At 51.3% G+C, this 26,587-nt stretch carries 24 protein-coding genes, 1 tRNA gene and 1 other RNA gene; 14 read left to right on the top strand and 12 right to left on the bottom strand.

Annotated elements, in window-relative coordinates; genetic code table 11:
* Nucleotides 1-158: 158 nt before the first annotated feature.
* Both cspE and AACS05_RS22650 read right to left on the bottom strand, forming a co-directional pair.
* A complete protein-coding gene (cspE, locus tag AACS05_RS22655; protein ID WP_000014594.1) occupies nucleotides 159-371 on the bottom strand; it encodes a transcription antiterminator/RNA stability regulator CspE in 213 nt (70 codons plus the stop codon).
* A 281-nt stretch (nucleotides 372-652) separates the two neighbouring features.
* Nucleotides 653-943, bottom strand: a complete 291-nt coding sequence (locus tag AACS05_RS22650; protein ID WP_045448692.1) for an HTH-type transcriptional regulator — start codon at nucleotides 941-943, stop codon at nucleotides 653-655.
* A gap of 378 nt (nucleotides 944-1,321) precedes the next feature.
* On the opposite strand from AACS05_RS22650, the gene AACS05_RS22645 reads away from it, so the two are divergent.
* On the top strand, nucleotides 1,322-2,032 hold the full coding sequence (locus AACS05_RS22645; protein ID WP_045448690.1) for a DUF3053 domain-containing protein: 711 nt from the start codon (nucleotides 1,322-1,324) through the stop codon (nucleotides 2,030-2,032).
* 88 nt (nucleotides 2,033-2,120) lie between these two features.
* Here the strand turns inward: AACS05_RS22645 and ghrB are convergent, their stop codons facing one another.
* The 6 genes from ghrB to AACS05_RS22615 form a co-directional block, all read right to left on the bottom strand.
* Nucleotides 2,121-3,095: a glyoxylate/hydroxypyruvate reductase GhrB gene (ghrB, locus tag AACS05_RS22640; RefSeq protein WP_045448688.1), complete on the bottom strand. Its 975-nt coding sequence runs from the start codon at nucleotides 3,093-3,095 to the stop codon at nucleotides 2,121-2,123.
* 22 nt (nucleotides 3,096-3,117) lie between these two features.
* Nucleotides 3,118-4,404: an MFS transporter gene (locus AACS05_RS22635; RefSeq protein WP_045448685.1), complete on the bottom strand. Its 1,287-nt coding sequence runs from the start codon at nucleotides 4,402-4,404 to the stop codon at nucleotides 3,118-3,120.
* Nucleotides 4,405-4,468: 64 nt separating this feature from the next.
* On the bottom strand, nucleotides 4,469-5,407 hold the full coding sequence (locus AACS05_RS22630; RefSeq protein ID WP_045448683.1) for a sugar kinase: 939 nt from the start codon (nucleotides 5,405-5,407) through the stop codon (nucleotides 4,469-4,471).
* A 3-nt stretch (nucleotides 5,408-5,410) separates the two neighbouring features.
* Nucleotides 5,411-6,160, bottom strand: a complete 750-nt coding sequence (locus AACS05_RS22625; protein ID WP_045448682.1) for a sugar phosphate isomerase/epimerase family protein — start codon at nucleotides 6,158-6,160, stop codon at nucleotides 5,411-5,413.
* A gap of 100 nt (nucleotides 6,161-6,260) precedes the next feature.
* Nucleotides 6,261-7,277: a LacI family DNA-binding transcriptional regulator gene (locus AACS05_RS22620; RefSeq protein WP_045448681.1), complete on the bottom strand. Its 1,017-nt coding sequence runs from the start codon at nucleotides 7,275-7,277 to the stop codon at nucleotides 6,261-6,263.
* A 112-nt stretch (nucleotides 7,278-7,389) separates the two neighbouring features.
* On the bottom strand, nucleotides 7,390-8,052 hold the full coding sequence (locus AACS05_RS22615; protein ID WP_045448680.1) for an OmpA family lipoprotein: 663 nt from the start codon (nucleotides 8,050-8,052) through the stop codon (nucleotides 7,390-7,392).
* Between the two features lie 161 nt (nucleotides 8,053-8,213).
* Between AACS05_RS22615 and AACS05_RS22610 the strand changes: the two genes are divergently transcribed.
* A complete protein-coding gene (locus AACS05_RS22610; RefSeq protein WP_045448679.1) occupies nucleotides 8,214-10,547 on the top strand; it encodes a molybdopterin guanine dinucleotide-containing S/N-oxide reductase in 2,334 nt (777 codons plus the stop codon).
* On the opposite strand, the gene AACS05_RS22605 is transcribed toward AACS05_RS22610, so the two are convergent.
* A complete protein-coding gene (locus tag AACS05_RS22605; RefSeq protein WP_045448678.1) occupies nucleotides 10,516-10,956 on the bottom strand; it encodes an N-acetyltransferase in 441 nt (146 codons plus the stop codon). The genes AACS05_RS22610 and AACS05_RS22605 overlap by 32 nt on opposite strands.
* Nucleotides 10,953-11,516, bottom strand: coding sequence for a DNA-3-methyladenine glycosylase I (tag, locus tag AACS05_RS22600; protein ID WP_045448677.1), 564 nt, complete (start codon nucleotides 11,514-11,516; stop codon nucleotides 10,953-10,955). The genes AACS05_RS22605 and tag overlap by 4 nt, the downstream gene beginning before the upstream one ends.
* Nucleotides 11,517-11,675: 159 nt before the next feature.
* Between tag and AACS05_RS22595 the strand changes: the two genes are divergently transcribed.
* The 12 genes from AACS05_RS22595 to AACS05_RS22540 all read left to right on the top strand — a co-directional run bounded on the left by AACS05_RS22595 (nucleotide 11,676) and on the right by AACS05_RS22540 (nucleotide 23,717).
* The gene (locus AACS05_RS22595) at nucleotides 11,676-12,380 is read left to right on the top strand and encodes an autotransporter outer membrane beta-barrel domain-containing protein (protein WP_045448676.1); all 705 of its coding nucleotides are present in this window, start codon (nucleotides 11,676-11,678) and stop codon (nucleotides 12,378-12,380) included.
* Nucleotides 12,381-12,630: 250 nt separating this feature from the next.
* The gene (locus AACS05_RS22590) at nucleotides 12,631-13,833 is read left to right on the top strand and encodes an L-lactate MFS transporter (protein ID WP_045448674.1); all 1,203 of its coding nucleotides are present in this window, start codon (nucleotides 12,631-12,633) and stop codon (nucleotides 13,831-13,833) included.
* A gap of 212 nt (nucleotides 13,834-14,045) precedes the next feature.
* Nucleotides 14,046-15,737, top strand: coding sequence for a kdo(2)-lipid A phosphoethanolamine 7''-transferase (gene eptB, locus AACS05_RS22585; RefSeq protein ID WP_045448672.1), 1,692 nt, complete (start codon nucleotides 14,046-14,048; stop codon nucleotides 15,735-15,737).
* Nucleotides 15,738-15,828: 91 nt separating this feature from the next.
* Nucleotides 15,829-15,905: transfer RNA gene (locus tag AACS05_RS22580), tRNA-Pro, on the top strand.
* Between the two features lie 32 nt (nucleotides 15,906-15,937).
* Nucleotides 15,938-16,070, top strand: a non-coding RNA gene (locus AACS05_RS22575) — RtT sRNA.
* A 420-nt stretch (nucleotides 16,071-16,490) separates the two neighbouring features.
* Nucleotides 16,491-16,727 carry a hypothetical protein gene (locus AACS05_RS22570; protein WP_162604169.1) on the top strand — a complete coding sequence of 79 codons (237 nt, stop codon included), beginning with the start codon at nucleotides 16,491-16,493 and terminating at the stop codon, nucleotides 16,725-16,727.
* Nucleotides 16,642-18,249 (top strand): dipeptide ABC transporter periplasmic-binding protein DppA, encoded by a 1,608-nt coding sequence (gene dppA / locus AACS05_RS22565; RefSeq protein ID WP_045448670.1) that lies wholly within the window; start codon nucleotides 16,642-16,644, stop codon nucleotides 18,247-18,249. The genes AACS05_RS22570 and dppA overlap by 86 nt, the downstream gene beginning before the upstream one ends.
* A gap of 162 nt (nucleotides 18,250-18,411) precedes the next feature.
* Nucleotides 18,412-19,431 (top strand): dipeptide ABC transporter permease DppB, encoded by a 1,020-nt coding sequence (gene dppB, locus AACS05_RS22560; RefSeq protein ID WP_045448668.1) that lies wholly within the window; start codon nucleotides 18,412-18,414, stop codon nucleotides 19,429-19,431.
* Between the two features lie 9 nt (nucleotides 19,432-19,440).
* Nucleotides 19,441-20,343, top strand: coding sequence for a dipeptide ABC transporter permease DppC (dppC, locus tag AACS05_RS22555; protein WP_045448666.1), 903 nt, complete (start codon nucleotides 19,441-19,443; stop codon nucleotides 20,341-20,343).
* A gap of 10 nt (nucleotides 20,344-20,353) precedes the next feature.
* Nucleotides 20,354-21,337 (top strand): dipeptide ABC transporter ATP-binding protein, encoded by a 984-nt coding sequence (dppD, locus tag AACS05_RS22550; protein WP_045448664.1) that lies wholly within the window; start codon nucleotides 20,354-20,356, stop codon nucleotides 21,335-21,337.
* Complete coding sequence (gene dppF, locus AACS05_RS22545) at nucleotides 21,334-22,338, top strand: dipeptide ABC transporter ATP-binding subunit DppF (RefSeq protein WP_045448662.1); 1,005 nt, start codon at nucleotides 21,334-21,336, stop codon at nucleotides 22,336-22,338. The genes dppD and dppF overlap by 4 nt, the downstream gene beginning before the upstream one ends.
* Nucleotides 22,339-22,514: 176 nt before the next feature.
* Complete coding sequence (locus AACS05_RS22540) at nucleotides 22,515-23,717, top strand: sigma-54 interaction domain-containing protein (RefSeq protein ID WP_045448660.1); 1,203 nt, start codon at nucleotides 22,515-22,517, stop codon at nucleotides 23,715-23,717.
* Nucleotides 23,718-23,750: 33 nt separating this feature from the next.
* Here the strand turns inward: AACS05_RS22540 and AACS05_RS22535 are convergent, their stop codons facing one another.
* Nucleotides 23,751-25,049 carry an amino acid permease gene (locus AACS05_RS22535; RefSeq protein ID WP_045448658.1) on the bottom strand — a complete coding sequence of 433 codons (1,299 nt, stop codon included), beginning with the start codon at nucleotides 25,047-25,049 and terminating at the stop codon, nucleotides 23,751-23,753.
* Between the two features lie 117 nt (nucleotides 25,050-25,166).
* Entirely contained in the window at nucleotides 25,167-26,363 is a 1,197-nt protein-coding gene (gene megL, locus AACS05_RS22530; RefSeq protein ID WP_045448656.1) for a methionine gamma-lyase, read from the bottom strand.
* Between the last annotated feature and the right edge of the window lie 224 nt (nucleotides 26,364-26,587).

Genomic DNA, 26,587 nt, shown 5'->3' with positions numbered 1-26,587 from the left:
ATACATGCCGACGTACTATAAAGCTTGCCCTTAGGGAAAGGTCAAAGGTGTAGTGGGTAAAGTAATGCAAAGAAGAGAGGAGAGGGATTTATCGCAACGTGCAAATAAAAAAATCCCCGCCATTTGGCAGGGATCTTGAATTCTGAGCTTTTTTAAGCTTACAGGCTGGTTACGTTGCCAGCTGCCGGGCCTTTAGCGCCGCTTTCGATGGTGAAGGAAACTTTCTGACCTTCGTCCAGGGATTTGTAGCCATCGTTCTGGATAGCAGAGAAGTGTACGAACACGTCTTTAGAGCCATCGTCAGGAGTGATGAAGCCGAAACCTTTGTCAGCGTTGAACCATTTTACGATACCAGTCATTTTACCGGACATAGTGTATTACCTTTTAAAAAATAAGTGTGCCTTTCGGCGATATGGCGTGCTTTACAGATTTTTTAACAGTAAAGGAAATGCTCACTACGAAGGGTATCAACGATAACTCTTGAAGGGACTTGCCTTACTAAACTGCTTTAATGGTCTGTACGTCAAACCGTTGAGTGCATTAACTCATTTTACGCATAGGGATGCAACTACTATTTTCTTTTTTGTGGATAGCGACGGCGAGAAAACGGCCCTTTTTCAGGGCCGTTCTTAAATCAAATGTGAAAAATGTTCTAATCCATCAACTGCTTACTTAATCTTGGGTCCGCCTGTATCAGGCGCATCAATTTCAATTCAGTGCTGGAAGGCTTTACGCGTTTAGACTCCCACTCATGAACCATCGCGACCGTCACGCCCATTACACGGGCAAAATCATCTGTTTTTAATCCAGTCCCTCGTCGTAGCTGTTCAAATTCGGTGAAAGGGTTGGATTTTTGCGTCAGGGTTACCGTCTGCGATACATCTTTAAAAACAATCTGTTCCAGACTGCTCAGCAGTTCAAACATAGGATCTTTGTATTCCATTGAGAACTCCTAAAATCACACAACGGGATCGTGAATTTGATCAAAGCTCATTAAGAATAGTCGTAAAAAATGAAGGCGGGCTGAAGGTTCTGGTTATGGATTCGTTTCAGCGTCTCGCATGGGGCAACCTGTAGTTTGCTAACGATTTGATAACGGTCGGGATCTCCAGACAACGGATTCCAATTGTAAAGATTACTAAAAAATTACACCGTGCGAGGAATGGAACATTGGTTAGTAAAGGAAGGACGATGGGGAGGGGGATTTTCCCTTACAAGATTATGTGGAAAGGGTATCTTGCGGGGCTGACCTGGACTATCCTTGTCATCGTCAGGCACGCGGGTGTCGTTGTGCGCATTTTTGGGTGAAAGGAGTATTAAAATGGCGACAGGTAAGTCCTGCTCTCGCTGGTTTGCGCCTGTTTTGGCGCTCTTAATGGTAGTTGGCCTGAGTGGGTGTTTTGATAAAGAAGGCGATCAGCGTAAAGCGTTTATCGATTTTCTGCAGAATACTGCAATGCGTAGTGGGGAGCGTTTACCGACGCTTACCGCCGATCAGAAAAAACAGTTTGGCCCGTTTGTGTCCGATTACGCGATTCTTTACGGCTATTCGCAGCAGGTAAATCAGGCGATGGACTCCGGTCTGCGTCCGGTTGTTGATAGCGTCAATGCAATTCGTGTTCCTCAGGATTATGTGACTCAGCGTGAACCGCTACGTCAGGCAAATGGTGCGCTGGGTGTGTTAGGACAGCAGTTGCAGAACGCGAAACTCCAGGCCGATGCTGCACACGGTGCGTTGAAGCAGAGCGACGACCTGAAGCCTGTTTTTGATCAGGTCTACAACAAAGTGGTAACCGCGCCTGCTGAGGCGTTACAGCCGCTGATACCTGCCGCGCAAATCTTCACGCAGCAGTTGGTACAGGTAGGTGATTTTGTGGCGCAACAGGATACGCAGGTGAGCTTTGTTGCGAACGGTATCCAGTTCCCAACATCACAACAGGCAAGTCAGTACAATACGCTGATTGGCCCGCTGGCTTCTCAGCACCAGGCCTTTACTCAAGCCTGGACTGCTGCGGTGAGTGCAGCCCAGTAATGGCAGTATGCCGGATGGCGGCTTCGCCTTGTCCGGCCTATAGCTATATACAAAATGCCGGGTATGCGTTAACGCAACCCGGTATTTTTTACCCCAAAATCTGCGGGTTCACGCAGTTTTTCTCGACCTTTCCTTGTAGCGCATCGATTAAGTTATCTACCGCACAGGCCGCCATGTTATAGCGTGTTTCATGGGTTGCTGAGCCAATATGCGGTACTGCCACTACGTTTGGCAGTGACAGCAGCGGTGAGTCTACCGACAGCGGTTCCTGCTCAAACACATCCAGACCTGCCGCATGAATCTCCCCGTTTTTTAGAGCAGCAATCAGCGCGGTTTCATCCACGACCGGACCACGACCCGCATTGATGAAAATGGCGGAGGACTTCATTTTGGCAAACTGCTCTGTACTAAACAGGTGATGCGTTTCTTCTGTTAACGGCAGAATCAGGCAGACAAAGTCAGACTCCTGCAGCAGTGTGTCCAGATCGCAGTAACGCGCGTTGAAGCGCTCTTCTGCTTCCTTATGGTGGCGTCGCGCGTTGTAGAGAATCGGCATGCCAAAACCGAAATGAGCACGTTGCGCCAGAGCCAGCCCAATGCGGCCCATGCCGACAATCCCCAGCGTTTTGTGGTGCACATCGGTGCCAAACCAATCTGGGCCAATACTTTTGGTCCATTCACCGACTTTCACTCGTTCAGCTACTTCAACCACGCGGCGGGCTGTGCTTAGCACCAGCGCCATCACCGTATCAGCGACGGTTTCTGTCAGCACTGTTGGCGTGTGCATCAACAGCACCTTATGTGTGTTGAGAGCATCGACGTCAAAATTGTCATAGCCGACGGAGATTGTTGATGTCGCACGCAGTTTGGGCATTTTCTCCAGCAGGGCGGTATTGACGGTTTCACTTGAGCCTAACAGTCCCTCCGCGCTGGCAAAGGCCTGTGCGTGCTGTGTTACTGTTTCCGGGCGCAAGTTGGGCACCTGAGTCACAGTAAAATGCTCTTCCAGGCGTTGCAGCAAATCGTCAGGTAACGCTTTGTAGAGAATAATGGACGGCTTCATACGAATCTCCGTAAGTTAGTGTTTAAGCGTGGTGCGCGCCAGTTGGAAGTTGCTGATTATTAGCAGAACTTGGTCTGACAATCAGAGTTAGCCATACTGAGACAAAAAGCGCTACCCCCATAAAAATGTATGAGGCGGAAGGGCTGCCGGTGGTGCCATTGAGGTAGCCGACAAACCAGGAACCAAAGAATGAGCCTAATGCGCCCATGCTGTTAATCAGTGCCATTGCTCCCCCGGCAACGTTACGAGGCAGCATTTCTGGAATGATGGCGAAGAAGGGACCGTAAGGAGCGTACATTGCCGCACCTGCAATCACCAACAAGGTGTATGAAACCCAGAAGTGGTCAGCACCAACGGCCCAGGAGCCGATAAAGGCGAAAGCGGCGATCAGTAACAGCGGCCAGACAAACAGTTTACGGTTTTGCAGTTTATCTGAAGCCCATGAGACCAGAATCATCGCTGCCGTTGCTGCCAGATAAGGTACTGATGAAAGCCAACCGACCTCCACCATACCTAAATTTGCGCCACCACTACGGATGATGGACGGGAGCCACAGGACGAAGCCGTAGACGCCAATACTCCAGGTAAAATACTGCAGGCACAACAAGATCACGTTACGTGAGCGGAAAGCTTCACGGTAATTACGTACGGCTTTAATACCCTGCTGCTCTTTTTCCAGTTGGGCCTGCAGCGCCGCTTTCTCGGATTCCGACAACCAGCCCACCTGTGAAGGTTTGTCTTTTACCAGCACCCACCAGCAAAACGCCCAGATGATGGCCGGGAAGCCCTCAATGATGAACATTTCACGCCAGCCCAGCGCTTGAATCAGATAACCGGAAACAACGGACATCCACAGGACGGTTACCGGATTGCCGAGGATCAGGAAGGTATTGGCGCGTGAACGTTCGGACTTCGTAAACCAGTTACTGATATAAATCAGCATCGCGGGCATGACCGCGGCTTCAACAACGCCAAGAATGAAGCGAATGGCAGCGAGCATGGGGATGTTACTGACCATACCGGTCAGTGACGCGCAGGCTCCCCACAGGATCAGGCAGATAAAAATCAGTTTTCGTACGCTACGGCGCTCGGCGTAAATCGCTCCAGGGATCTGGAAGAAGAAATAACCGAGGAAAAACAGGGCACCCAGCAGGGAGGAAATCCCTTTGGTAATGCCGAGATCTTCGTTGATTCCGGCGGCGGATGCGAAGCTGAAGTTCGCGCGATCAAGGTACGCCAGACTGTACGTGATAAACACGATCGGCATGATGTACCACCAGCGTTTTGCTGCATTTGTTGAGCTATTCATAGATTGCCCTCTGGTTATGCTGTTATGCCGCCTCTGCATATAGGGTACAGAGAGGGTCGGGGGTTTATTCCCATAATTGTTCACGTGTGGGTAAGCCTTCGCTGTCGCCCTGAACCTGAATGGCCAGTGCACCAATTTTATTGCCTCGGGTTACTGCCTGATGCAGAGAGCGTCCTTCCAGTAGCGCACTGATTACACCCACGGCAAAACCATCGCCCGCGCCAACGGTGTCGACTACGTTGTCGACTCTCACTGGCGCGACACTACCGTGCTCGCCATTGGCGGCTTTATACCAGGCGCCATCGGCCCCGGTTTTGATGATCACTGCCTTGACGCCGTGGCGCAGATAAAAGTCTGCGATGCCTTCAGGGGTCTGTTGCCCGGTTAAAATCATGCCCTCTTTTAACCCCGGTAGAACCCAGTCAGCCTGAAAGGCTAATCGATTGAGTTTCTCCACCATTTCTGTTTCGCTTTTCCACAGCACCGGGCGTAGGTTCGGGTCAAATGAGATTGTCTTACCCATCGCTTTCATAGTGCTGGCAGTATGAGACAGCAGCGCGTATGAACTTGCTGACAGTGCTGCTGCAACGCCGCTCAGGTGCAGATGACGCGCGCTGGAGAAGTATGCATCATGATAATCCTCAACACTGAGGTGGCTGGCGGCGGAGCCTTTGCGGAAATACTCCACAATGGGATCGGTTCCATTTTCGACTTTAGATTTTAACTGAAAGCCGGTTGCGTAGCGCCCGTCCTGGGTAACTCCCTGCGCATCAATCCCTTCTTTCGCCAGCGACTTAAGAATAAAACGACCAAAACTGTCGTTACCCACGCGACTCACCCAGCCGACCTTCAGGCCCAGGCGGGCAAGGCCGGTTGCCACATTGAGTTCAGCGCCCGCTACGCGCTTGATAAACTGCTCTACGTCCGCCAAATCACCCGTTTGCGTGGCGACAAACATCGCCATCGCTTCACCAATGGTGACGACATCCAGTGAATTTTTCATGCGTTACTCCTTGCGTAACAGATCGACGTAGTGACGGGTTACCGCCGCCAAATCTTGCCCTTCCAGGGGAAACTCAATGCCGCGCGGCACATCTGCGGGCAGTTTGTTTAGCAGCGTCATCCAGCGTGAGTCTGCTTCATCAGGCGGCACAGCACGATAGCTGTCGTGATGTGGTGTGGCGGCTTTCACATGGATATATCCCACGGCAGATGCCAGCTGCTGCGCTGCTTCTTCCGGGGTGTCGCCTACCCACAACCAGTTGCCCATATCGAAGGTCAGAGTTACCGGCAGGTTCAGGGTCTGGCAGGCTTCGTTAAAACGCTGCATTGGTTGCAGGCGGCCACAAGGTGTTTGATCATTTTCGACGACCAGCTCCATACCACTGGTATCCAGCCAGTTACGCAATGTGTCGAACTGATCTGTATGGGAAAAATGTCCGAGGGATACTTTTAACCACAGAGCCTGCAGGACCTGTGCTTCCTGAAGCAGTGATGGGATCCGGGGATTGAGACTACCATCTTCAAGGAACAGCGGCTCTGGTGCGGAGTAGCAGGTCAGCAGACCAAAAATTTCAATAGCTGACGCCATGGTTGACAGCGTGTTGAGCTCGGTGTTGGTCAACATTTCGCGGCGAATTTCGACGCCGTCCGCGCCAGCTTCTGCAATGACGGGCAATATCGCGGTTTGCCCACCGGCTGCGCGTACCTGGTCATAGCCGTAGGCGGCGGTGACCACCATAATTTTTCTGTTCATGGAAACTCCAAAACTATCGCTCTTGCTATAACGCTAGATGGAACCGGTTCCAAAGAAAAGGGCATGATGCCGAATTTATGATCACCATCACGAAGGAAATTTAGCGGGCGGTGGAGCCGCGAACGATCAGTTCACCGGAGAAAACCTGCTCCTGAATGGCATCGGATCCACCATTAATCCGGCGCACAACCTGCTCTACGGCGGTATAACCAATCTGCCACGTCGGCTGTTTCAAAGTAGTAATGCCCACGCCTGCCAGCTCGGCCCATTCCAGCTCATCAAAACCGAGCAGGCCGATGTCGCTGCCCCAATTGAGGCCAATCCGCTTCAGTGCGCGGGCAACCTGTAGCGTGAGGGCGCCGTTGGCTGAGATAACAGCTTTGCGCATTCCCCGATTTTGTTGGTGAAACTGGCGCAGCGTGTCATCCAGTTGCATATTTTCCGCCAACGGGACTTCGGCATTTTCTGCGATGACGCCAGGGTATTGTGCCAGCGTCGCGCGAAAGGCACTCAGGCGCTCGCGGCGAGTATTAACCATGCCTAAAGGTTCGCTGAGAAACAGAATAGCTTCAAAACCTTGTTCGACCAGGTGCTCAGTGGCGACCGTTGCTGCCTGAGTGTTATCGAGCCCGACCATGTCGCAGGCGAAATCAGGGATTTTACGGTCAATTAGCACCATCGGTAGTGCGGACTGTTGCAGGCGGTTTAACCCCTCTTCACGCATGCCTACAGCATTCACCACAATTCCTTCAACCTGGTAGCTTCGCAGCAGGTCGAGATAATGCAGTTCCTGATCCACTTCGTTGTTGGTGTTACAGACCAGAGGGGTAAAACCTTTTTCGCGACAGGCCGCTTCAATACCGCTCAGGACATTAACGGAGTAGGGATTGGTAATATCGGCGATAATCAGTCCGATCAGACGGGTACGGCCATGTTTCAGGCCTCGCGCCATCAGGCTGGGGCGATAGTCGAGATCGGCAATGGCTTGTTCAATACGGGCCAACAGCGCGTCGGATAGCAGATGTTTCTCACCGTTAAGGTAACGTGAAATGCTGGTCTTACCCGTTTTAGCGGCTTTTGCCACATCGCTGATGGTTGGGCGTGCTGATTTTGCCATTAAGGTTCCCTCGCCAGAAAGTGAGAACACCTTAACGCGAAAATTGACGATGGCAAGTGCTTCCTGCCGGACGTAGGCCGGGCAAGGCGGAGCCTCCACCCGGCGCATACGTTTACTGGATTGGGCTTAAGGTGATCTCTACACGACGGTTCTGTGCTTTGCCTTCGGCGGTGCTGTTGCTGGCGATCGGGTTCGCCGGGCCCATACCACGGGTGCGAATACGGTTTGCTTCCACACCCTGAGTGATCAGGGCACTGGCTACAGAGTCAGCACGCTGTTGTGACAGGCGCATATTCAGATCCTGGCTGCCGGTGCTGTCAGTAAAGCCTAATACGTTTACTGCGGTTTTATTGTACTCTTTCAGCACCATTGCCACGCCGGTAAGGGTGTTTGCCCCTGCTGGTTTCAGGTTAGCGCTACTGCTGTCGAAGGTGACGTTATTTGGCATATTCAGGATGATGTTATCGCCACTGCGCGTCACGCTTACGCCAGTTCCCTGCATTTTTTCGCGTAGTTTCGCTTCCTGCACATCCATGTAATAACCAATGCCACCACCAACAGCAGCGCCTGCTGCTGCACCAATCAGCGCGCCTTTGCCGCGATCTTTCTTCGACGAGGAGAGCGCGCCAATGCCAGCGCCAACAAGCGAACCAATGCCCGCACCCATGCCGGATTTACCCGCTTCGCGCTCACCGGTATATGGGTTTGTTGTGCAGCCAGAAACTGCCAGGGCGCCGCTCACGATGGCAGCAATCACAAATACACGTTTCTTCATCTCAATTCCTTAATGACTTTTTTCTTCTTTACCACAGCGACCGTGGCGGATGATTATGACGTGTGAACATGAAGAAAATTCCAGGGAAGACTCTGAAATTTGTAAGTAACATTGAACGGCATAATAAATATCCCCGTCACATCGCATTCAGGAGTGCCATCTTGGCTAATTCACCCGCACGTTACTCGGTATTAACCGCAGCACACTGGGGACCCATTCTCGTGGAGACAGATGGCGATACCGTGTTCTCCTCCCGTGGCGCACTGCCCACATCCCACCCCAACTCTTTGCAAACCGTTGTGTGCGATCAGGTACACAGCAAAACGCGGGTGCGTTTTCCTATGGTACGTAAAGGGTTTCTCGTCTCGCCAGAGGCTCCGCTGGGTGTGCGTGGGCAGGATGAGTTTGTCCGCGTAAGCTGGGATGACGCGCTGAATCTTATTCATACGCAGCATAAACGCATCCGTGAGAGCTACGGACCTGCTTCGATTTTTGCCGGCTCGTATGGCTGGCGTTCAAACGGTGTGTTACACAAAGCATCAACTTTGTTGCAGCGTTACATGGCGCTGGCAGGAGGGTATACCGGGCATCTGGGGGATTACTCTACCGGGGCTGCACAGGCCATCATGCCGTATGTGGTGGGTGGAAACGAAGTTTACCAGCAGCAGACCAGCTGGCCGGTGGTGCTGGAACACAGCGATGTGGTGGTGTTATGGAGCGCTAATCCGCTCAACACTCTGAAGATTGCCTGGAATGCCTCTGACGAACAAGGGCTGGCGTACTTTGAGGCATTGCGAAACAGCGGCAAGCGGTTGATCTGCATTGATCCAATGCGATCGGAAAGCGTCGATTTCTTCGGTGACAAGATGGAATGGATAGCCCCACATATGGGGACCGACGTTGCGCTGATGCTGGGGATTGCGCATACGCTGGTGGAGAACGGCTGGCATGACGAGGCCTTCCTGGCTCGCTGTACTACCGGTTATGAACGGTTTGCTGATTATCTACTGGGGAAAACCGATGATATGGCCAAAACAGCAGAGTGGGCAGCGGATATTTGTGGAATTCAGGCGGTGAAAATACGCGAACTTGCCGAAATATTTCACCAAAATACCACTATGTTGATGGCTGGATGGGGTATGCAACGCCAGCAGTATGGTGAGCAAAAGCACTGGATGATTGTCACACTTGCCGCCATGCTCGGCCAAATTGGCACTCCTGGCGGAGGGTTTGGCCTCTCGTACCATTTTGCTAATGGCGGTAATCCGACACGTCGCGCTGCTGTCCTGGCCTCGATGCAGGGGAGCGTAAAAGGCGGCACCGATGCGGTGGATAAAATTCCGGTGGCGCGTATTGTCGAAGCGCTGGAGAACCCCGGAGGTTTCTATCAGCACAACGGTATGGACAGACATTTTCCCGACATCCGTTTTCTCTGGTGGGCGGGCGGAGCAAACTTCACCCATCACCAGGACACGAATCGCCTGATCCGTGCCTGGCAAAAGCCAGAGCTGGTGGTTATCTCGGAGTGTTTCTGGACTGCGGCAGCCCGGCACGCCGATATTGTATTACCCGCAACGACCTCTTTTGAGCGCAACGATTTAACCATGACCGGGGATTACAGCAATCAGCATCTGGTGCCGATGAAACAGGTTGTTGCGCCGCGTGATGAAGCACGCAATGATTTTGATGTTTTTGCCGAACTGAGCGAGCGCTGGGAGCAAGGCGGTTACGAACGGTTTACGGAAGGCAAAAGCGAGCTGGAGTGGCTGGAGACTTTTTACAACATTGCCGGACAACGCGGTGCCAGCCAGCAGGTGACGTTGCCACCATTCACCGAATTCTGGCAGGCAAATACACTCATCGAAATGCCGGAAGAATCAGCCAATGCGCAGTTTATCCGTTTTGCCGATTTTCGCCGAGACCCGCATAAGTATCCATTGAAAACGGAGAGCGGAAAGATCGAAATTTACTCGCAGAAAATTGCGGGTTACGGCTATGCAGATTGTTTGGGACACCCAATGTGGCTGGAGCCGGATGAATGGTTCGGGAATGCTGAACCCGACCAGTTGCAGGTGCTTTCAGCCCATCCGGCACACCGTTTGCACAGCCAGCTGAATTACAGTGCGCTACGTGAGAAGTATGCGGTAGCAGATCGGGAGCCAGTGACAATTCACCCACAGGATGCGCAAGCGCGTGGCATCGTGGATGGCGATACGGTCAGAGTGTGGAATCATCGCGGCCATATTCTGGCCGGTGCGGTGGTGACTGAAGGCATTAAAGCTGGAGTCATTTGTATTCACGAAGGTGCCTGGCCTGATTTAGATCTGTCTGCCGGGGGGATCTGTAAAAATGGTGCGGTGAATGTACTGACCAAAGATCTCCCCAGCTCAAAGCTGGGGAACGGCTGCGCGGGTAATACCGCGCTGGCGTGGCTCGAAAAGTACAGCGGGCCTGCGCTTGCGCTTACGGCGTTTGATCCGCCTGCCAGCTCATAATCCATGTTGGATGGTGAGTCTCTTCCTGCCATGCGCTGTCTTCTATTCGAAAACCCAGCGCATGGTAGAAATTCACCGCAGATTGATTCTTCTGGTAGACCTCCAGGCTGAGTAATGAAAAGCGCTGTTGCACATACTGCACCAGCGCTTTGCCGATCCCACTTCTGATGGCGGCAGGCTCAACAAACAGTGCGCCCAAAAAGCGTTCTTCAATCACGCTGGCGAAGCCTTTTAGCACACCGTTTTCCTCCCATACCCAGGTTTGTGCGGCTGGCAAATAGACATCGCGTACAACGGACTCACTTTCGCGCCAGTAGCGTTCATCGATAAAGGGGTGGGCATAAATAGTGCTTTCCATCCATAGCGCCAGAATCGGTGCAAGATCGTCAGCCTTTGATTCGCGAATCATGTAGATCCTCCCGGGTAACAAATACAACCGGTGACATGGTCGTTAACCAGGCCGCAGGCCTGCATAAAGGAGTAACAAATAGTGGTGCCAACAAACTTGAACCCGCGTTTTTTTAATGCCTTAGAGAGTGCGTCAGACGCAGGAGTGGAGGTGGGAATTTCGCTCAGACTGGCGGCGCGCGTCACCTGCGGTTGATTATTGACGAATGACCAGACGAACTCGTTAAAGGGTTCACCGTTTTTCTCCATCGCCAGGTATGCACGCGCGTTGCCAATAATGGCCTGAATTTTTCCGCGATGGCGAATAATGCCGGCATCCATTACCAGCCTTTCTACGTCATCTTCGGTCATTGCTGCAACGGTTGCTGGCTCGAAGTGGTGAAAAGCGTGGCGATAGTTTTCCCGCTTCTTCAATACGGTGATCCACGACAATCCGGCCTGCTGTCCCTCCAGACAGATCATCTCGAACAGCTTTTTGCTATCGTTTTCGGGGACGCCCCATTCCTTGTCGTGATAGGCAATGTAAAGTGGATCCTGACTGACCCAGCCGCAACGCTGCATATTCTTCCTCGCTGTTTTTACTGGCGTAAAAAATTCATTCGGCCCGCCTTGACGCGCCAGCTAAAAAGACAATATTTAATACAGGGCCTGATGTGCCCGATATCCTTCACACAATGACAATAATATCGCCGAATTCGGCTCTTTTCTGGAGTCGCGTTGATGATTATAAGAAACAGTAGTGGTCGCCAGAGGTTAAGCTTTCTGGTGAGCGTCGTAGTATGTGCATTGTCCACCAATACCGCATATGGCTGGCAACAAGAATATATCGTTGATGCTATGTCAGGTCATACGGCTGAACGTTATACATGGGACAGCGATCACCAACCGCGTTATAACGACGTACTGGAAGAGCGCATTCGCTCCACTCAGAACGTAGCAGGACCGGTGATGAATATGGCGGACCAAAAGACTCTGGATGCAACCAGCGGTATGAGCATGGGCTGGAATTTTCCCCTGGCCAGGCAGGTAACTACTGGTCCGGTTGCTGCCCTGCATTATGACGGTTCAACAACCTCTACCTATAACGAGTTTGGTGACAGCGCGACCTCTGTGACACAAATCGATCCGCTGTGGCATGCCAGCGTGAGTACAGTTGGCTGGCGGGTAGATTCGCAGTTTGGCGATGTTAGACCGTGGGCGCAAATCAGCTATAACCAGCAGTTTGGCGAGAATATCTGGAAGGCGCAGTCTGGCCTCAGCCGTATGACGGCAGCGAGCCAGGACGGTAACTGGCTGGATGTCACCGTGGGGGCAGATATGCTGCTCAACCCGCACATGGCTGCTTATGCAGCGCTCTCTCAGGCGGAAAAAAGTACAAATAATAGTGACTATATGTACACCATGGGGGTGAGTGCCAAATTTTAACGAGATGATGCGTAACCAAAACAACTTTTTTACATATTTAGATCAATAATCGCACGCCTTCCAGCGATAGTGTGTACTAACTCATGCGAGAAAACTCAGTCCCCCGACTTTTTGTCTAGTCATTCATTCCGCAATCCAGGCATTTCATTCCGTCCTGATGGCATCTCATGCCTTTTTCTCCCTGCATAAACTGCACTTCGTTATGGTTGTCAGCAGAGAATTTCCCTTTTGTTTATGCAGGAAGACTGCCATGAAAACTTCTGATTATCAGCGTACCCGCTGGCTGACACTTATCGGCACTATCATTACCCAATTTGCCTTAGGTTCTGTTTATACCTGGAGCCTGTTTAATGGCGCGCTCTCCTCGAAGCTGGATGCGCCTGTCAGCCAGGTCGCATTTTCCTTTGGCTTGCTGAGCCTGGGCCTGGCGATTTCTTCTTCTGTCGCCGGTAAACTTCAGGAACGTTTTGGCGTGAAACGCGTCACCATGGCATCCGGTATCCTGCTGGGCGTGGGCTTTTTCTTAACGGCACACTCAGACAGCCTGATTATGTTGTGGCTGAGCGCAGGGGTATTGGTCGGCCTGGCGGACGGCGCTGGATATCTGTTAACGCTTTCTAACTGCGTAAAATGGTTCCCTGAGCGTAAAGGGCTGATTTCCGCCTTTGCTATCGGCTCTTATGGTCTGGGCAGCCTCGGGTTTAAATTTATCGACACCCATTTGCTGGCCACCGTTGGACTGGAAAAAACGTTCATCATCTGGGGTGCAATTGCGTTGGTGATGATTGTCTTTGGCTCCACGCTGATGAAAGATGCACCAAATCAGGAAGTGAAGTCAGTAAATGGCGTTGTTGAGAACGACTACACCCTGGCACAGTCCATGCGTAAACCACAGTACTGGATGTTGGCAGTGATGTTCCTGACAGCGTGTATGAGTGGTCTGTATGTGATTGGTGTGGCGAAAGATATCGCACAAAGCCTGGCGCATATGGATGTGGCGACGGCGGCCAATGCGGTAACGGTGATTTCTATCGCTAACCTGTCAGGTCGTCTGGTGCTGGGTATTCTGTCTGACAAAATTTCCCGTATTCGTGTTATCACCATTGGTCAGGTTGTTTCTCTGGTCGGTATGGCGGCACTGCTTTTCGCTCCGCTTAATAGCACGACCTTTTTTGCAGCGATTGCCTGTGTGGCGTTTAACTTTGGTGGCACCATTACCGTGTTCCCGTCACTGGTAAGTGAGTTCTTCGGCCTGAATAATCTGGCGAAAAACTATGGTGTTATCTACCTTGGCTTTGGGATCGGCAGCATTTGCGGTTCAATCATCGCCTCGCTGTTTGGCGGCTTCTATGTGACCTTCTGTGTTATCTTCGCGCTGCTTATCATCTCACTGGCGCTGTCTACCACCATTCGTCAGCCACAGCGAAGCGTATTTACCGAGGCGCACGCCTAATCTTATTTAGTCGTCTGATTAATACAAGGCGCATATATTTACAAAAATATGTGCGCTGTTTGCATTCTCCATAAGCACTTTTGCTCCCTCCTGTGGTCTACTTACCCGCGCTTGTAGACATTTCATCTCTGCTGTTGTCGCATCTTTCACCTGTCTGGTCTGATTGACTGTTGCACAGGGTGTTTTTATCCCGATTTCCAGGGTTTTTTTGCATGAGATATATTAAGTCGATGACGCAGCAAAAGCTTAGCTTCTTGCTTGCGCTCTATATCGGTCTGTTTATGAACTGCGCAGTTTTTTATCGCCGATTCGGCAGCTTTGCGCAGGAATTTACCGCCTGGAAAGGAATCTCTGCGGTCGTTGAATTAGCTGGCGCGGTGCTGGCGACCTTCTTTTTACTTCGTGTTCTCTCTTTATTTGGTCGACGCGTCTGGCGTGTACTGGCCACCTTTGTAGTGCTTTGCTCCGCAGGTGCAAGCTATTACATGACCTTCCTGAATGTGGTGATTGGTTACGGCATTATTGCCTCGGTAATAACCACAGATATTGATTTATCGAAGGAAGTTGTGGGCTGGCATTTCATCGCCTGGCTGGTTTCTGTCAGCGTTTTTCCTTTGCTCCTGATCTGGAGTAATCGCTGTCGTTACACCCTGTTAAAACAGGTTCGTACGCCAGGACAAAGGTGGCGTAGCGTGGCCGTGGTCGTGCTGGCTGGCCTGATGGTGTGGGCACCGATTCGTCTGCTTGGTATGCAGCAGAAAACAGTTGAACGCGAAACGGGAATTGATTTACCCAGCTACGGCGGCGTAGTGGCGAACTCCTATCTGCCTTCAAACTGGCTTTCCGCGCTTGGATTGTATGCCTGGGCACAGGTTGATGAGTCTTCAGATAACAAATCGTTGATGAATCCGGCGAAGAAGTTTACCTACGTTGCACCAAAGAATATCGATGATACCTATGTCGTCTTTATTATCGGTGAAACGACGCGCTGGGATCACATGGGTATTTTTGGTTACGAGCGAAATACCACCCCAAGACTGGCTCAGGAAAAAAACCTCGCGGCATTCCGTGGCTATTCGTGTGATACCGCAACCAAGCTTTCACTGCGCTGTATGTTCGTACGTGAGGGTGGGGCAGACGATAACCCGCAGCGTACTCTGAAAGAACAAAACATCTTTTCCGTTCTCAGTCAGTTAGGGTTTAGTACCGATCTTTACGCGATGCAAAGTGAGATGTGGTTCTACAGCAATACGATGGCGGAAAACATCGCCTATCGTGAGCAGATTGGCGCTGAACCACGGAACCGTGGCAAAACGGTTGACGATATGCTGCTGATTGATGAGATGCAGCAATCCTTAAAGCAGGATGATAATGGCAAGCATCTGATTATTCTGCATACCAAAGGATCGCACTTTAACTACACGCAGCGCTACACCCGCGATTATGCCCAATGGAAGCCAGAGTGTGTCGATGTTGATAGCGGCTGCTCGAAGGCGCAGATGATCAACTCGTTTGATAACTCGGTGACCTATGTTGATCACTTTATTACCAAAGTGTATGACCAGTTGCGAGATAAGAAAGCGATAGTGTTCTACGCCGCGGATCACGGTGAGTCGATTAACGAGCGTGAGCATTTGCACGGTACGCCGCGTAAAATGGCTCCGCCAGAGCAGTTCCGCGTTCCCATGCTGGTGTGGATGTCTGACAAATATCTGGAAGATCCCGAGCATGCGAAGGCGTTTGCCCACCTGAAGCAAGAGGCCGATATGAAGGTGCCGCGTCGCCATGTGGAACTGTATGACACCATTTTAGGTTGCCTTGGTTATACCTCGCCAAATGGTGGTATTAACGAGAACAATAACTGGTGTCGTATCCCGGACGAACAGAAGGCTACGGCTCAGTAACGGGGCTGCTGACTTTCTCGCCGATCGAATGCCATTTTGTGACGTAGGGATTGACGGGCGCGCACCTGCGCAGTAAGATGCGCCCCGCATTCGGTGATTGGCGCAGCCTGGTAGCGCACTTCGTTCGGGACGAAGGGGTCGGAGGTTCGAATCCTCTATCACCGACCAAATTTAAAACCCTGCTCAACGAGCAGGGTTTTTTGCATTTGTAGCCGTGAGGATGAGAACCTCCGGGGGTAAGAGGTTCGACTCGAGCAGCGCGAGAGAACGTTGCAACAGCAACGGTCCGCAGGGCGAGGCACGAAGTGGCGAGTAGTCCTCTATCACCGACTAATAACTTACCTTCATTTCATCTGCAAAAATTGTGCACCACTTCCCACTGACAGTTAACGATTCTGTGACATATTCCATTGTCTTTTTTTATATTAGCTTGAATCTTTTTTTGCGTTACTTATGGCTGAACCTAGCATTTTCCGCTGTGCGTTTTAACGTTCATGGTATTAATCGCTCAGATATGCAGCATTAATTTAGAAATTTTTCATAATCTGCATAAATGTTAATCACCAAATGTTGCTAAATATGAAGATATTTATTCTGGCATAGTGCGCGTAGCACAAATTTCCCTGCTGAAAATATCAGTCTGCACTTTTTTTAATCTTTGTTTGCGAATTCTCACCCTTGGTGTAAATCACGGTTACCTGTATTGACGTTTTCACATTCTGTTGACAGATTGTAGGGCATGAGGGGCATTTCATGGAGAATCCGCACTGCAACTCAGTCGCTTATGTGAACGGAATCCCTATCCTCTTAACGCCGACCCGGCCGGGTAAAAAACAAAAAAGGCCAGGCGGTGCAAACCCACTGCAAAGGGTAAAACAACAAACATCACATTTGGAGCAGAAGAATGAGTATTTCCTTGAAGAAGTCAGGGATGCTGAAGCTTGGTCTGAGCCTGGTGGCTATGACCGTCGCAGCAAGCGTACAGGCTAAAACTCTGGTTTATTGTTCAGAAGGATCTCCTGAAGGCTTTAACCCACAGCTTTTCACCTCTGGTACCACTTATGACGCCAGCTCAGTGCCGATTTATAACCGCCTGGTTGAATTCAAAACTGGTACGACTGAAGTTATTCCGGGCCTTGCTGAGAAGTGGGAAATCAGCGAAGACGGTAAAACATATACCTTCCACCTGCGTCAGGGTGTGAAGTGGCAGGACAATAAAGAATTTAAACCAACGCGTGATTTTAACGCCGATGACGTGGTGTTCTCTTTCGATCGTCAGAAAAATGCTCAGAACCCGTACCATAAAGTGTCTGGCGGCAGCTATGAATACTTCGAAGGAATGGGCCTGCCAGACCTGATAAGCGAAGTGAAGAAAGTTGACGATAAAACCGTTCAGTTCGTGCTGACGCGTCCTGAAGCGCCGTTCCTTGCGGACCTGGCTATGGACTTCGCCTCTATTCTTTCCAAAGAATATGCTGACAACATGCTGAAAGCGGGCTCCCCGGAGAAAGTGGATCTGAACCCAATCGGTACCGGTCCGTTCCAGCTGCAGCAGTACCAGAAAGACTCCCGTATTCTGTATAAAGCATTCGAAGGCTACTGGGGCACCAAACCGCAGATCGACCGTCTGGTCTTCTCCATTACGCCTGACGCTTCTGTGCGTTATGCCAAACTGCAGAAGAATGAGTGCCAGGTAATGCCATACCCGAATCCGGCTGATATCGCACGTATGAAGCAGGATAAAAACATCAATCTGATGGAGCAGGCGGGTCTGAACGTTGGCTATCTCTCTTTCAACACCGAGAAGAAACCGTTTGATGACGTGAAAGTCCGTCAGGCGCTGACCTACGCGGTGAACAAAGAAGCAATCATCAAAGCCGTTTATCAGGGTGCAGGTGTTGCTGCGAAAAACCTGATCCCACCAACTATGTGGGGCTACAACGATGACGTTAAAGACTACAGCTACGATCCAGAGAAAGCCAAAGCGCTGCTGAAAGAAGCGGGTCAGGACAAAGGCTTCACTGTTGAGCTGTGGGCAATGCCGGTACAGCGTCCGTACAACCCGAACGCACGCCGTATGGCTGAGATGATCCAGGCTGACTGGGCGAAAATTGGCGTTCAGGCCAAGATTGTCACCTACGAGTGGGGCGAGTACCTCAAGCGCGCCAAATCTGGTGAGCACCAGGCCGTTATGATGGGCTGGACCGGCGACAACGGGGATCCGGATAACTTCTTCGCTACGCTGTTCAGCTGTGCAGCAGCGAAAGATGGTTCCAACTACTCTCGCTGGTGCTACAAGCCGTTTGAAGATTTGATTCAGCCGGCGCGTGCGACCGACGATCACAATAAGCGTATTGAACTCTACAAACAGGCCCAGGTGGTGATGCATGACCAGGCTCCGGCACTGATTATCGCTCACTCCACCGTATATGAGCCGGTGCGTAAAGAAGTCAAAGGCTATGTGGTTGATCCATTAGGCAAACACCACTTCGAAAATGTCTCTGTCGAATAATTAAAAGCAAGCCCGGCCGCGTTACGTACCGTTAAGTCGGACCCGCGTAACGCGATCTGGCAGTAATGCTTTATCTCCTTCTCGCTTGAGGGGGAGATAAGATTTGTGAGCAATACAGACGTGCTGTCACCAGGCTGCACGTCATTAGAGAGAATCCGGGTTATGTTGCAGTTCATTCTCCGACGTTTGGGACTCGTCATCCCCACGTTTATCGGTATCACTCTTCTCACCTTTGCCTTCGTCCATATGATCCCCGGTGATCCGGTGATGATCATGGCAGGTGAACGTGGTATCTCCCCTGAGCGCCATGCTCAACTCTTAGCTGAACTCGGTCTGGATAAGCCGATGTGGCAACAATACCTCCATTATATTTGGGGGGTGATGCATGGCGATTTGGGTATCTCACTGAAAAGCCGTTTACCGGTGTGGGAAGAGTTTGTGCCTCGCTTTAAAGCGACGCTGGAGTTAGGCGTCTGCGCCATGATTTTTGCTACCGCAGTGGGAATTCCAGTCGGTGTACTCGCTGCTGTTAAGCGTGGTTCCATTTTCGACCATACCGCAGTTGGCCTGGCTCTGACCGGTTATTCCATGCCTATCTTCTGGTGGGGCATGATGCTGATCATGCTGGTCTCCGTGCAGTGGAATCTGACGCCTGTTTCCGGGCGGGTAAGCGACATGGTGTTCCTTGATGATTCCAATCCACTCACCGGTTTCATGCTGATCGACACCGCCATCTGGGGTGAAGAGGGCAACTTCATTGATGCCGTGGTGCATATGATCCTGCCTGCGATGGTGCTGGGGACAATTCCGCTGGCGGTGATAGTGCGTATGACCCGTTCGTCAATGCTGGAGGTGTTGGGTGAAGATTATATTCGCACTGCTCGCGCCAAAGGTTTGACGCGGATGCGTGTAATCATCATTCATGCGCTGCGCAATGCCATGCTGCCCGTCGTGACCGTTATCGGCCTGCAGGTCGGTACGCTGCTGGCAGGGGCAATCCTGACCGAAACCATATTTTCGTGGCCGGGTCTGGGGCGGTGGCTGATTGATGCGTTACAACGCCGTGATTATCCGGTTGTGCAGGGCGGCGTATTGCTGGTGGCGACGATGATTATTCTCGTCAACCTGCTGGTAGACCTGCTGTACGGCGTGGTGAACCCGCGTATTCGGCATAAGAAGTAAGGGGCCATCATGTCACAGGTTACTGAAAATAAAGTTATTACTGCACCGGTGCCCATGACCCCGTTGCAGGAGTTCTGGCACTATTTCAAACGCAACAAAGGTGCGGTTGTTGGGTTGGTATACGTTGTTGTGATGATCCTGATTGCGGTCTTTGCAAACGTCCTCGCGCCGTACAACCCGGCTGATCAGTTCCGCGATACGCTGCTGGCTCCGCCTGCATGGCAGGAAGGCGGTACGATGGCGCATTTGTTTGGTACGGATGACGTAGGGCGCGATGTGTTGTCTCGCCTGATGTACGGTGCTCGTCTGTCGCTGCTGGTCGGCTGTCTGGTGGTAGTACTCTCCTTGATGATGGGAGTGGTCCTGGGGCTGGTTGCGGGCTACTTCGGCGGTATTGTTGATAACATCATCATGCGCGTAGTGGATATCATGCTGGCGCTGCCGAGCCTGTTACTGGCGTTGGTGCTGGTAGCGGTATTTGGTCCGTCTATCGGTAACGCCGCGCTGGCGCTGACGTTTGTGGCATTGCCACACTATGTGCGTCTGACGCGCGCCGCCGTACTGGTGGAAGTCAACCGCGACTATGTTACCGCTTCCCGTGTGGCGGGGGCCGGAGCGATGCGCCAGATGTTCGTTAATATTCTTCCTAACTGTCTTGCGCCGCTGATTGTTCAGGCGTCGCTCGGCTTCTCTAACGCCATTCTCGATATGGCCGCGCTTGGCTTCCTTGGCATGGGTGCGCAACCGCCGACGCCGGAGTGGGGCACCATGCTCTCCGACGTGTTGCAGTTCGCGCAAAGTGCATGGTGGGTCGTGACCTTCCCGGGTCTGGCGATCCTGCTGACGGTGCTGGCATTTAACCTGATGGGTGACGGTCTGCGTGACGCGCTCGATCCCAAACTGAAGCAGTAAGAGGTTCGAGATGGCGTTATTAAATGTAGATAAATTATCAGTGCACTTCGGCGATGTGGGTTCCGAATTCCGCGCTGTAGACCGCATTAGCTACAGTGTAAACCAGGGTGAAGTGGTTGGCATTGTGGGGGAATCCGGCTCGGGTAAATCCGTCAGCTCGCTGGCGATTATGGGGCTGATTGACTACCCTGGCCGCGTAATGGCTGAGGCGCTGGAGTTTAACGGTCGCGACCTGAAGCGTATCTCTGAGAAAGAGCGCCGTCAGTTGGTGGGCGCAGAAGTGGCGATGATCTTCCAGGATCCGATGACCAGCCTGAACCCATGCTATACCGTTGGCTACCAGATTATGGAAGCCATAAAGGTACATCAGGGTGGTAACAAGAAAACCCGCATTCAGCGGGCGATTGACCTGCTGACGCTGGTGGGCATCCCCGATCCCGCCTCGCGTCTGGATGTTTATCCGCACCAGCTTTCCGGTGGTATGAGCCAGCGTGTGATGATCGCGATGGCGATTGCCTGCCGTCCGAAGTTGCTGATTGCCGATGAACCGACAACGGCGCTGGATGTGACCATCCAGGCGCAAATCATTGAGTTGCTGCTGGAGCTACAGCAGAAAGAAAATATGGCGCTGGTGTTGATTACTCACGATCTGGCGCTGGTGGCTGAGTCGGCGCACAAAATCATTGTGATGTATGCCGGCCAGGTGGTGGAAACCGGGGCTGCGCACGATATTTTCCGCGCTCCTCGGCATCCGTACACTCAGGCATTGTTGCGTGCGCTACCGGAGTTTGCCCAGGATAAAGCGCGCCTGGCATCGCTGTCGGGCGTGGTTCCGGGTAAGTACGATCGTCCGAACGGCTGTCTGCTGAACCCGCGCTGCCCGTATGCAACGGATAAGTGCCGTAGCGTTGAACCGGAGCTGAACATATTGGGCGACGGTCGCCAGTCGAAATGCCATTACCCACTCGATGATGCCGGGAGGCCTGGGCTATGAGTACGCATGATGCCACCTCGCAACAACCATTGTTGCAGGCAATTGACCTGAAAAAACATTACCCGGTGAAGAAGGGCATGTTCGCTCCGGAGCGCCTGGTGAAAGCGCTGGACGGTGTGTCTTTCACCCTTGAACGCGGTAAAACGCTGGCAGTGGTCGGAGAGTCAGGCTGTGGGAAATCGACGCTCGGTCGCCTGCTGACGATGATTGAAGTTCCAACCGGCGGTGAGCTGTATTACCAGGGACAGGATCTGCTTAAACACGACCCGCAGGCGCAAAAACTGCGTCGACAGAAAATCCAGATTGTGTTCCAGAACCCGTATGGTTCTCTGAATCCGCGTAAAAAAGTGGGGCAGATTCTGGAGGAGCCGTTGCTGATCAACACCTCGCTCAGCAAAGAACAGCGTCGTGAAAAAGCGCTGGCGATGATGGCGAAAGTGGGTCTCAAAACTGAGCACTATGACCGCTATCCGCATATGTTCTCCGGCGGTCAACGTCAGCGCATCGCGATTGCCCGTGGTCTGATGCTTGATCCGGACGTGGTGATTGCCGATGAACCTGTTTCCGCGCTCGACGTATCCGTACGCGCACAGGTACTGAATCTGATGATGGATCTGCAGCAGGATCTGGGGCTGTCCTATGTCTTTATCTCCCACGATTTGTCGGTAGTGGAACATATTGCCGATGAAGTCATGGTGATGTACCTCGGCCGCTGTGTGGAGAAAGGAACCAAGGACCAAATCTTCAATAATCCGCGTCATCCTTATACGCAGGCTCTGCTCTCCGCGACGCCACGGCTGAACCCGGATGACCGCCGGGAGCGTATTAAGCTGACCGGCGAGCTGCCAAGCCCATTGAACCCACCGCCGGGCTGCGCGTTTAATGCCCGTTGCCGCCGTCGTTTTGGTCCTTGTACTCAGCTACAACCCCAGCTTAAAGACTATGGTGGTCAGTTGGTGGCATGCTTTGCCGTCGACCAGGATGAGAACCCACAGCAATAAAGGTGGGTTATGACCTGATAACCGGAGCCTTGTGCTCCGGTTTTTTATATCTTTGTTTTTATCCCCACAGTGTGAGGTTATTGGCAGAACATTCTGCCGTGTCGGCTAGAATGTGTTCAGTACTGTAAGCATCACAGAAATATCTACTTCGCAGTTGCTAACTATTTGGAGCAAATGTGGTTACGATACGCTGGGATATTAAAACAATTGACCGCCTGTCTATGGTTGAGGACGTTCTTAAGGAGTTCTCTTTCTGTGACATTAATATCATTTCAATGAAAGTGACGACGGGCAGGATCCTGATTAAGTCGTGGTGTCGTCAACTGCAGGATATTTCTGGCGTTGAATCTCGTTTAAACCAGCGTACTGATATTATTAACGTTGCCTGGCTTTCTGAAGAGATTGCAGGGCTATCGTCACCGGATCTGACTCGCCCGCGTTATTTTTCAGACATTATTTGCAGCAGCCAGAGCATGCAGTTGCTGATTGAAAAGGCGATCAGAATCGCGGATAGCAAATATACCGTTTTAATCCGGGGTGAAACCGGTACCGGAAAAGAGCTGCTGGCCCGGGCTATCCATAATTCCGGGCATCGGCGCTTTTACCCGTTTATTCCCGTTAACTGCTCAGCGTTACCAGAGGCGCTGATGGAAAGTGAATTCTTCGGCTATGAAAGAGGGGCCTTCAGCGGTGCTGACTGCAAAGGTAAAAAGGGGCTGTTTGAAATGGCTGATAAAGGCACCCTGTTTCTGGATGAATTTGGTGAAATGCCGTTGAGTTTACAGGCTAAATTGCTGCGTGTTCTTCAGGATGGCGGGATACGTCGCGTTGGTGGGGCACAAATTATTCCAGTAAATGTGCGCATTATTGTGGCAACCAACGCAAATCTGGAGGAAATGGTCGAACAACGCCTGCTACGGGCCGATCTTTATTATCGTATTAACGTGCTTTCCCTCACCATTCCTCCTTTACGGGAGCGCCCGCAGGATATCAGCCAACTTATTCGCCATTTTGTGCAGAAATACGCAAAGGAATTCCAGCGACGTCTGATTCTGGATAAAGCCTGTTTTGAGGCATTGCATCATCACGCCTGGCCGGGAAACGTTCGCGAGCTGGAAAACACTATTATTCGTCTGATGCTGATGGCGGAATCCGATGTTATTACCAGAGAGGATTTGGGGATGACAAATATGCCATCGGCTAAGCAGGTCCATGCCGAGCGCCCTTTTAAAGAGCAAGTTCAGTACGCTGAGCGTCAGCTAATCGAGCAGATGGTTGAAGAAAATGTCTCGTCGCGGCATATTGCCAAAGCGTTGGGGGTATCTCATACCACGGTACTGAATAAAATCCGCAGCTATCAACTGGAGAGTGTGAGTTAAGCGCCGCCAGGATTTGACGGCGCACAATGCGGACTATTCAATCAGTTTCAATAGCGGCGACAGACACAGCAAAATTCCGTACAGCAGGATAAGCCAGGTTTTCAGCCCGCGTAGTTTTTCCAGTTGCGTCACTTTATAGATCAGGAAAAACGGAATAATGCACGAAACGATACCGTAAAGTGGGCTGCCCATCTGGAAGAATACCAACACCGACACGCGGAATGACACCCAAATAACCAGTGTTGTTACGATAAACGCGCAAATACCCAGAGTTAAAACCAGCGGGTTAATTTTCTCAACGTCGATTACGCGCCCTAGTACGTTAAGAATAATGCCCTTAATCGCTTCATGGAACCCCAGATAAATACCGAAGAATGCAGTCAACACGGCAAAGATATTTAATACCGTTGAGGTAATATGGATGATTTGTCCTGGAATAACCTGAGCCGCCAGTGCCAACGCAGAAATATTCTGCTCGAAGGCCGATACAGCTTCTTCATGACTAATGGAAAAGGTAAATGAAAACGAGAAGAACAGGATCACCGCAATCAGCGTAATGTAACTGATTCGATGGGTGCGAATGGCCATGCGTGTAGCCAGTATTCTGTCAGACACCCGTTTGCGGTAGGCGATGTTCATTGGGTTCAGCACCTGAATAAACACCGCCGAAAAGAAGCAGAATGGGATGGTCAGCAGTACGTCACGAAAGAACACTGACGCCTCTGGGAACGCACTGATATTGCTAAAATTCCAGTGTGGAACCATCGCAAAACCAAACACAACGATGATACCCACTTTCACCACTACCATTGGACCGGAGATTTTGAATAGCAGCTTCTCCCCACCGGAGGCAATAGCAACCAGTACAGCAAAAATAGCTACTTTATAGATGATCGATTGTGAAAGATCGGCATCAGTCAGCCCGAAGGTTTTTATATATGAAGCGCTGTCAAAAACAACGGATAATGAATATATAAATATACCATGGATAATCATCAGGAAATAAATGACACCGAGAAACACTCCCCAGTTTTTTCCCAGGTAATGACTAATAATATCGGTGTAGTCATTGCAGGTTTCGCTTTCTGATAATGTTTTTAAATAAATATCCTGCACAATATAGGTTGCTGGGTAGGCAATAATAAATGCGACAATAAATACCCAAATACCTGTCAGGCCAATTTGTACTGGCATCAGTACCGTTCCGGCACCAATTGCCATGCCGATGCAGAGTAGCACCCAGCCAAAATCGTATTTCGTGAACGGTATTTTTTGTGAGAATGGTACGGCGGTTGCTGTATTGTTGCTTAATTGTAATGTGTTGTCCTGCATAGAACCCCCTGCCCAAAATACTCACTCTCCCTGAAAAAGGATTGTGCGTATAACCAGGCTGTTGTGCCTTGATTCTCAACGACCTGAACCGAGCGGCGTCGGTTCAGGTCGTAATGGTCAGAATGTTGCCTTTCTGATGGCGTGTTCAAGGTCGTTAATAATATCTTCTGGATCTTCAAGACCTACAGAAAGACGGATAAGTCCGTCGGTAATACCTGCTTTAAGCCGTTCCTCTGGCGCAACGGGCGAATGTGTCATAGACGCTGGGTGCTGAATGAGGGTTTCGGTATCACCGAGACTGACCGCGAGGAGGCACAATTCTACAGAATTGATCATCCGTCTGCCAGCCTCCAGGCCTCCGGCGATTTCAAAGCTGATAATTCCTCCCGGCAGACTCATCTGGCGTTTACCCAGCTCATACTGCGGGTGTGAAGGCAGGCCAGGATAATAAACTCGGGTAATAGACGGATGACCTTCCAGGAAGCGAGCAATTTTTAACGCGTTTTCACAGTGGCGTTCCATACGAATGCCCAGCGTTTTAACACCACGCAGCGTCAGCCAGGCGTTGAAGGGGCTCATACAGCCGCCGGTGATATCCTTCAGCCCGACGAATCGTGCCTGGTCGATAAAATCCTGCTTGCCAACAATGATGCCGCCAATCACGTCTCCGTGACCGTTGATGTATTTGGTCACACTGTGCACCACGATGTCGGCACCTAATTGCAGAGGCTGCTGACAGTATGGCGACATAAAGGTGTTATCCACGACCAGCAATGCACCTTGTTGATGGGCTATGCCAGCCACCGTTTCAATATCGACCAGTGAGAGCGTTGGGTTGGCTGGCGTTTCGATATATACCACTTTAGTTTCCGGGCGCATGGCAGCACGGATTTCATCGGGTTTTGCGGCGTCAACGAAGCTCACGTTAATACCGAACTTCGGCATGCTGTGGGACAGAAAAGCATGAGTACAGCCGTAAATTGCACTGGCGGAAACGATATGATCGCCCTGCTGGCACAGGGTCAGCAGTGACGTTGTGATGGCTGAGATACCGGATGCGGTTGCCAATGCGGCGTCGCCTTTTTCCAGTACCGCCAACTTTTTCTCCAGCGCGTCGGTGGTGGGGTTACCCAAACGGGTATAAATGTACCCGGACTCCTCGAGCGCAAAGCGGGCGGCACCTTGTTCGGCGCTGTCAAAAACAAATGTTGAAGTCTGGAAAATAGGCGTACTAAGCGCGCCAGTGGAAGGATCGGGTTGTTGCCCCGCGTGAACGATCTGAGTATTGAATCCGTAAGTACGACAGTCAGACATGATATCTCCTTTAATTCGGAACAGAACAGCTCACACTCAAATAGCAATCGCTGTGCCATAAAATGAACCTATGGATATCAATGCATTAGATAAATCGCTGTTTAGTAAGCTGTCAGGAAAGTTGCCATCTGGCAAAAAACTTTCCAGCCATGAAGGATGTGCGCGTACAAGTCTGATTGCGAAGCTTCACGCAGACTGAGTTATGGTGGGGTGATAGGCCGTAA

Origin of the sequence: Citrobacter sp. S-77, from assembly GCF_963864895.1 — a bacterium.
Classification (GTDB): domain Bacteria; phylum Pseudomonadota; class Gammaproteobacteria; order Enterobacterales; family Enterobacteriaceae; genus Citrobacter; species Citrobacter murliniae.
The sequence above is the reverse complement of the archived record's forward strand: the minus strand, read 5'-3'. Positions and strand labels throughout refer to the sequence as shown.